Raw genomic sequence first — 6,841 nt, forward strand, 5'->3', positions numbered from 1 at the left:
TTATCTTCCGAACGCCGCGGTTAACGCTTCCGCTACGGTACTAACCCCAATAACCTCAATCCCTTTGGGCGGATTCCAGCCCTTCAGGCATTTATCCGGCACGATCGCACGCTTGAAGCCAAGCTTCTTCGCTTCCTTCACCCGTGCGTCGATTCGCGACACAGCGCGTACCTCACCTGTAAGCCCGACCTCACCGAACACAACATCATAGGCTTGTGTCGGCTGATCCCGAAAGCTGGAGGCAATGCTGATGGCAATCGCCAAATCGACTGCCGGTTCGTCGAGCTTCACGCCTCCGGCCACATTCAGATAAGCATCCTGATTTTGCAGGAAAAAGCCCATCCGCTTCTCCAGCACGGCAATAATCAACGACAAGCGGTTATGATCAACCCCCGTCGCCATTCGGCGCGGACTGGGGAAGTTGGTAGCTGCGACGAGCGCCTGCATCTCTACTAGCACCGGCCGCGTCCCCTCCATACTGGCTACCACAATCGAGCCGGCTACACCCAAAGGACGTTCAGACAAAAACAGCTCCGACGGATTGGTCACTTCCTTCAGACCTGCTTCCTGCATCTCGAAAATACCGATTTCATTCGTTGAGCCAAACCGGTTCTTGACGGCCCGCAGCATCCGATAAGCATGATGCCGTTCACCTTCAAAATAAAGCACGCAGTCCACCATATGCTCCAGCAGCCTCGGTCCCGCAATAGCTCCCTCTTTGGTAACATGTCCCACTAAGACCGTAGCAATTCCTTTATGCTTCGCCAGCCGCATACAGTGGGCGGTGCACTCCCTAACCTGCGCCACACTTCCCGGTGCAGAGGTGATATCCGGATGAAAGGTGGTCTGAATAGAATCGATTACCAGAAAATCCGGTTCGATCTGCTCTATTGCTTCTTCCATGTTAACCAAATTGGTCGCACACAAAACGAACAAATGTTCCGATAACGCATTAAGGCGATCAGCCCTAAGCTTCGTTTGGCGGACCGATTCTTCCCCGGAGATGTAGAGAACTTTTAATCCGCTGCGGGTAAGAGCGTGAGAGGTTTGAAGCAGCAGGGTTGATTTGCCGATCCCAGGATCTCCGCCAACTAAAATAAGCGAGCCGGGAACAATACCGCCCCCGAGTACACGGTCCAGCTCCGGAATCAGTGTACTGATTCTTGCTTCGTGACTACTTTCTATATTTATGATGGAGGACGGCTTTTCTTTCTTATGGATAAACGCCGAAGCGGCTCCCTTGGTTTTGACAGCCGGTGCCTCCGTTTCTTCCACAAACGTATTCCACGCCATACAGCCCGGGCATTTCCCGAGCCATTTGGCGGATTCATATCCGCACTCCTGACATACGAACTTCGTTTTTACTTTCGCCATGGACAGCTTACCCTTTCTTTCCGTTTCACATTCGAGCTGCATTTCAAATTTTACCATTCCAGCGGCTGCAAGGAAACCCTTTCCCCTCCGCATAAGAAAAAAAAGCATACGGGACCGTCAGTCACTGTGCGACTAGCGGTATTTCCCCGTATGCTTGGCGGTAAATCGAGCTTTAACGCCCTATATTACGACTGGGTAAGTGTTACCTCATTGCGGAGTACAACCAATTCTCCGTCCTTCTCATCAATCGTGAGAGAATCGCCTTTGGCTATACTTCCTTTGAGCATTTCTTCCGACAGCCGATCCTCGATATGCTTCTGGATGGCCCGGCGCAGCGGTCTCGCGCCATAAGTCGGATCGAAGCCTTCCTTGGCGAGGAATTCCTTGGCCTTGTCGGTCAACTTGAACTCCACTTCCTGCTCCTTCAGGCGTTTGCCCAGCTCATCGGACATCAGGCTGACGATTTCAGCAATATGCTCCTTCTCCAGCGAGTGGAATACGATAATTTCGTCAATCCGGTTCAAGAACTCCGGACGGAAGCTCTTTTTCAGCTCACCCATTACTTTATCCTTCATCACGCCATAGTCCTTGCCGGCATCGTTTACGGCTGTGAAGCCGAGCGAAGAATTTTTCTTAATCATTTCGGCCCCTACGTTAGAGGTCATAATGATCAGCGTATTGCGGAAGTCAACCGTGCGGCCTTTGGAATCCGTCAGACGGCCATCCTCCAACACCTGCAGCAGGATATTGAATACTTCCGGATGCGCCTTTTCAATTTCATCCAGCAGTACGACAGAATATGGCTTGCGGCGCACTTTTTCAGTCAGCTGTCCGCCTTCCTCGTAGCCGACATATCCCGGAGGCGCCCCGACCAGACGGGAGGTGGAGTGCTTCTCCATGTACTCGGACATATCGATACGAATAACGGCGTTATCATCGCCGAACAACGATTCGGCCAACGCACGGGCCAGCTCTGTTTTACCGACACCTGTCGGGCCGAGGAAAATAAAGGAGCCCATCGGACGCTTCGGATCCTTCAGTCCGGCACGAGCGCGTCGGATAGCACGGCTGACCGCCTTAACCGCTTCTTCCTGACCGATGACACGCTGATGAAGAATGGATTCCATCTTCAACAGACGCTCTGTTTCTTCTTCAGCCAGTTTGGTTACAGGAATCCCGGTCCAGCTGGCAACGACCTGTGCGATATCATCCGGCGTAACCTCGGAATCGGTACGGCCCTGCTTTTCCTTCCACTCATTCTTCACCGTATCCAGCTCTTCACGAAGCTTTTGCTCCGTATCGCGGAGAGAAGCGGCTTTCTCGAATTCCTGGCTTTGGACTGCAGAGTCCTTCTCCTTACGGATATCGTCCAGCTTGTTCTCAAGCTGTTTCAGGTTCGGCGGAATCGTGAAGGAGCGCAAGCGCACTTTCGAGCCCGCCTCATCAATAAGGTCAATCGCTTTATCCGGCAGGAACCGATCCGTAATGTAACGGTCCGACAGCTTCACCGCTTGTTCAATCGCCTCATCGGTGATTTTGACGCGGTGGTGAGCTTCATAACGGTCACGCAGACCATGAAGGATTTGAATAGCTTCCTCCGGTGTCGGCTGATCAACGTTAATTGGCTGGAAGCGGCGCTCTAGCGCAGCGTCTTTTTCAATATATTTACGATATTCATCCAGTGTAGTGGCACCGATACACTGAAGCTCGCCGCGGGCCAGCGCCGGCTTCAGGATGTTGGAAGCATCAATTGCTCCTTCTGCTCCACCTGCCCCAATGAGGGTATGCAGCTCGTCAATAAAGAGAATGATGTTACCGGCAGCCCGGATTTCATCCATAATTTTTTTCAAACGGTCCTCGAATTCGCCACGGTACTTCGTGCCTGCCACGACAGAACCCATATCGAGCGTCATGACGCGCTTGTCTCGAAGCGTTTCGGGGATTTCGTTATTTACGATTTTTTGTGCGAGTCCTTCGGCAATTGCTGTTTTACCAACTCCAGGCTCACCGATTAATACCGGATTGTTCTTGGTGCGGCGGCTCAGCACTTGAATAACACGCTCAATTTCCTTGGAACGTCCAATCACGGGATCCAGGTTGCCTTCTTTGGCATAAGCCGTCAAATCGCGTGCTAGGCCATCCAGCGTCGGTGTACTCACATTAGCCGGCGTACCGTGATTAGAAGAGACAGACTCGCTGCTGCCGAGGAGCTGCAGTACTTGCTGACGCGCTTTGTTCAAGCTAACGCCAAGGTTATTCAACACCCGTGCGGCAACACCTTCGCCTTCACGGATGAGACCAAGCAGAATATGCTCTGTACCCACATACGTATGTCCAAGCTTGCGCGCTTCATCCATGGACAGCTCGATTACTTTTTTCGCGCGAGGTGTATACGCAATGTTGGTCGGTTGCTCCTGCCCCCGGCCAATGAGGGATTCCACTTCATCTTGAATCTTCTCCAAGCCAAGTCCAAGCGCAACCAGCGCTTTAGCCGCAATGCCTTCCCCTTCACGGATCAGGCCAAGCAAAATATGCTCTGTACCGATATTGTTATGCCCGAGGCGCACTGCTTCTTCTTGTGCAAGTGCCAGTACTTTTTGGGCGCGTTCGGTAAATCTGCCAAACATCATGGGAAACACCTCCGTGATTGTATTATAGCTTAAAATTTAAAGGAACAAAATGGATTTGGTCACTTCAACAGAAGGTTTCCTCCGGCTATGTCCCCGTCAGCCTTGTACGGATTAGCTCCGCCCGACGCACATCCCGCTCCTCAGGAGAAAGCTTCTCTCCAGCGTGCTGCTGCATGAACGCGGGCTGCGTCATAATAGTCAGTTCGTTCAGCGTATGCATCGGGACATGACTGATAATACCAAGGTCTACACCAAGGCGTACATCTGACAACCGCTGGGCCGATTCCTTGGAGTCCATAATCGCGGCATAAGAGAGAATGCCGAGAGAACGGTTGATGCGATCCGTGATACGGAGCCGGGACTCCTGCATCAGCTTCTTGCGGGCGACCCGCTCATGCTCGATAATTTGCCGTGCTACACTATGCAGATTATCAATAATCTCATCCTCAGACTGCCCTAACGTGATCTGATTCGAGATTTGAAACAGATTGCCGGTGGCTTCACTGCCTTCCCCGTACAACCCGCGGACCACCAGGCCGACCTGTGTTATCGCAGATAAAATACGGTTAATTTGCTGGGTAAGAACTAGCGCCGGAAGATGCATCATGACGGACGCCCGTATACCTGTTCCCACATTCGTCGGGCAGCTGGTCAGGTAACCGCGCTTCTCATCAAAAGCATAGTCCAGACTCGATTCAAATACATCATCGATCCGGTTGGCGGTATGCCATGCTTCCTTCAGCTGAAAGCCCGACGCCAGCACCTGAATTCGCAGATGATCTTCTTCATTGACCATAATGCTAATGGATTCGTTATCGCTGAGAGCAACGGCGCCGTTTCGAGCTTCTTCAGCCAAGTTCGGGCTAATGAGATGCTTCTCAACGAGAACTCGCTTTTGCAATTCATCCCATTCATCGAGTTGAATAAATTCAAAATGGCCCAGCTGCTCCAGCTCATTTTCCTTTAAAATGACCGAAATCCGATCCAGCACTTCCTTGGACTGCTGATTTGTAGCCAGCATTGGAAACGGGTACGAACGTAAATTACGGGCTACACGTATGCGGCTGCTGATCACAATGTCAGCGTCCGGACCTTCGCCTTTCATCCACTCGCTGAGCGCATCCTGTATATACCGTCGGGAAGTCATATCCCGGATTCCTCCTTTCTAATCGCAGAGCGAATTGCGGTAACGCGATCTTGGGATTCACACGCGTTGGAAAAGTACAAACCCGCTCATTGTTTACCCTGCGCTTTGAATTTTTTTCTCCAAATCCCGGATTTCATCTCGCAAATTGGCCGCTTGTTCGAATTCTTCTCGTTCTATTGTAAGCTGCAGCTCCATCTTCAGACGGTCGAGCTCCTTCTTATCCTTGATGAGCCCCCCACAGCGTTTGGGTATTTTGCCATTGTGTACAATGTTTCCGTGCACCCGCTTGAACAGCGGGTCCAGCCGGGAAGCAAAATGCTTGTAGCAAGAGCTGCAGCCAAAACGTCCAAGCTTGCTAAATTGTGCATAGGTCAGACCACAATGGTCGCACCGCAGCGGCTGCGCCTTCTGGCTTGCCCCGCCAGTATCGAAATCAAGCAGTCCCGAAAGTAAATTGTGAATCGAGAAGCCCCCCGGCGTACCCGGTATTAACTCCCCTTTTTCCCTGGCACAAACTTCACAGATGTGAAATTCCGTTTTTTCACCGCTCACTATTTTAGTGAAATGTAAGGTAGCCGGCCGTTTGCCGCATTCTTGACAAAGCATTCCCTACTCCTCCCTATTAGCATAAGCTGTTATTTACTGAGTAAAGCAATCAGCATCGCCTTCATTAGCCTTGCCCGCAGTTCATCCCGCAACGGCAGCTTGAAATTCAACACCTCTCGGGAGACGGCTGCCTGAAGCAAACGAGCCTCCCGTGAAGTAATAAACCTTCCTTCCGCCAGCTGATAAATAAGTCCTTCCGCTGAAGTCTGGTCAATACGATCGCCTATCGTATTAAAAATATGCCCATGTATGGCCGATTGTCCGGGCAGGGTCACCTTCTGAATACGAATATATCCCCCGCCCCCGCGCTTGCTTTCAACAAGAAAGCCCTTTTCAAGCGTAAACCGTGTGCTAATTACATAATTAATTTGTGAAGGAACACATTGAAACTGCTCGGCTAAATCATTTCGTTGAATTTCAATCAATCCTTCAGGACTTTGCAGCAAAACCTGCTTTAAATATTGTTCAATAATATCAGATACGTTTCGCACCTCAATCCAGCCTCCATCATTAGATTGTGGACACGGGCCTTGATGCTTCGTTAAATGGCAGGGCATCGGTGGACAAAGAAAATCACAAGTGCTATTTCACCTTTTATTTGACTTTGACTTTCTTTGACTTTAATTACATTATAACTGATTTTCTGAAGTTTGCAAGTGCCCGCTTGAGATGATTTTGTAATAAAGATTAAAGCCGCGGCTATCATCGCATTAAGCGCTGACAACCTATTTTCTTTAGTATTGGCATTCGTTCTTTTCCTTATTGTCTAACGACTGACCAAATATTGTGCTGGATCGTAAGTTATAAAATATACAGCAAAACAAACCGGCATAACTCGTATTTATATGTCACTAACACAAGCCGAAGGAAATTAGACCGATCGAGCTATAAGTCAAGGTAAACAAGGTAAGCCTTGGGAAAGTTTAGGGGATACACTACATCTGCTACCATTTGAGGAGCCATCGGGGGCGAATTGAACTTAATCAAATATTTGCTTTCAATTTAATCTGGACAGTGAAAAGTTCTCAAGCTTAAGAAGCCCATGAATCTGCGTCAGTAGAGGGCGAATCTTGCTTGGAACGAA

Annotated in this window: 5 protein-coding genes; all 5 read right to left on the minus strand. The window is 50.1% G+C overall.

Annotated elements, in window-relative coordinates:
* The 5 genes from radA to WBG83_RS18150 all read right to left on the minus strand — a co-directional run bounded on the left by radA (nucleotide 1) and on the right by WBG83_RS18150 (nucleotide 6,248).
* Entirely contained in the window at nucleotides 1-1,374 is a 1,374-nt protein-coding gene (gene radA / locus WBG83_RS18130; RefSeq protein ID WP_336746692.1) for a DNA repair protein RadA, read from the minus strand.
* A gap of 185 nt (nucleotides 1,375-1,559) precedes the next feature.
* A complete protein-coding gene (gene clpC / locus WBG83_RS18135; RefSeq protein ID WP_336746694.1) occupies nucleotides 1,560-4,004 on the minus strand; it encodes an ATP-dependent protease ATP-binding subunit ClpC in 2,445 nt (814 codons plus the stop codon).
* Between the two features lie 85 nt (nucleotides 4,005-4,089).
* Nucleotides 4,090-5,151, minus strand: a complete 1,062-nt coding sequence (locus WBG83_RS18140; protein WP_336746695.1) for a protein arginine kinase — start codon at nucleotides 5,149-5,151, stop codon at nucleotides 4,090-4,092.
* A gap of 93 nt (nucleotides 5,152-5,244) precedes the next feature.
* Nucleotides 5,245-5,757 (minus strand): hypothetical protein, encoded by a 513-nt coding sequence (locus WBG83_RS18145; protein WP_336746696.1) that lies wholly within the window; start codon nucleotides 5,755-5,757, stop codon nucleotides 5,245-5,247.
* Between the two features lie 29 nt (nucleotides 5,758-5,786).
* The gene (locus WBG83_RS18150) at nucleotides 5,787-6,248 is read right to left on the minus strand and encodes a CtsR family transcriptional regulator (RefSeq protein WP_336746697.1); all 462 of its coding nucleotides are present in this window, start codon (nucleotides 6,246-6,248) and stop codon (nucleotides 5,787-5,789) included.
* Nucleotides 6,249-6,841: the final 593 nt, after the last annotated feature.

Source organism: Paenibacillus sp. y28, from assembly GCF_037137075.1.
Classification (GTDB): domain Bacteria; phylum Bacillota; class Bacilli; order Paenibacillales; family NBRC-103111; genus JBBBNV01.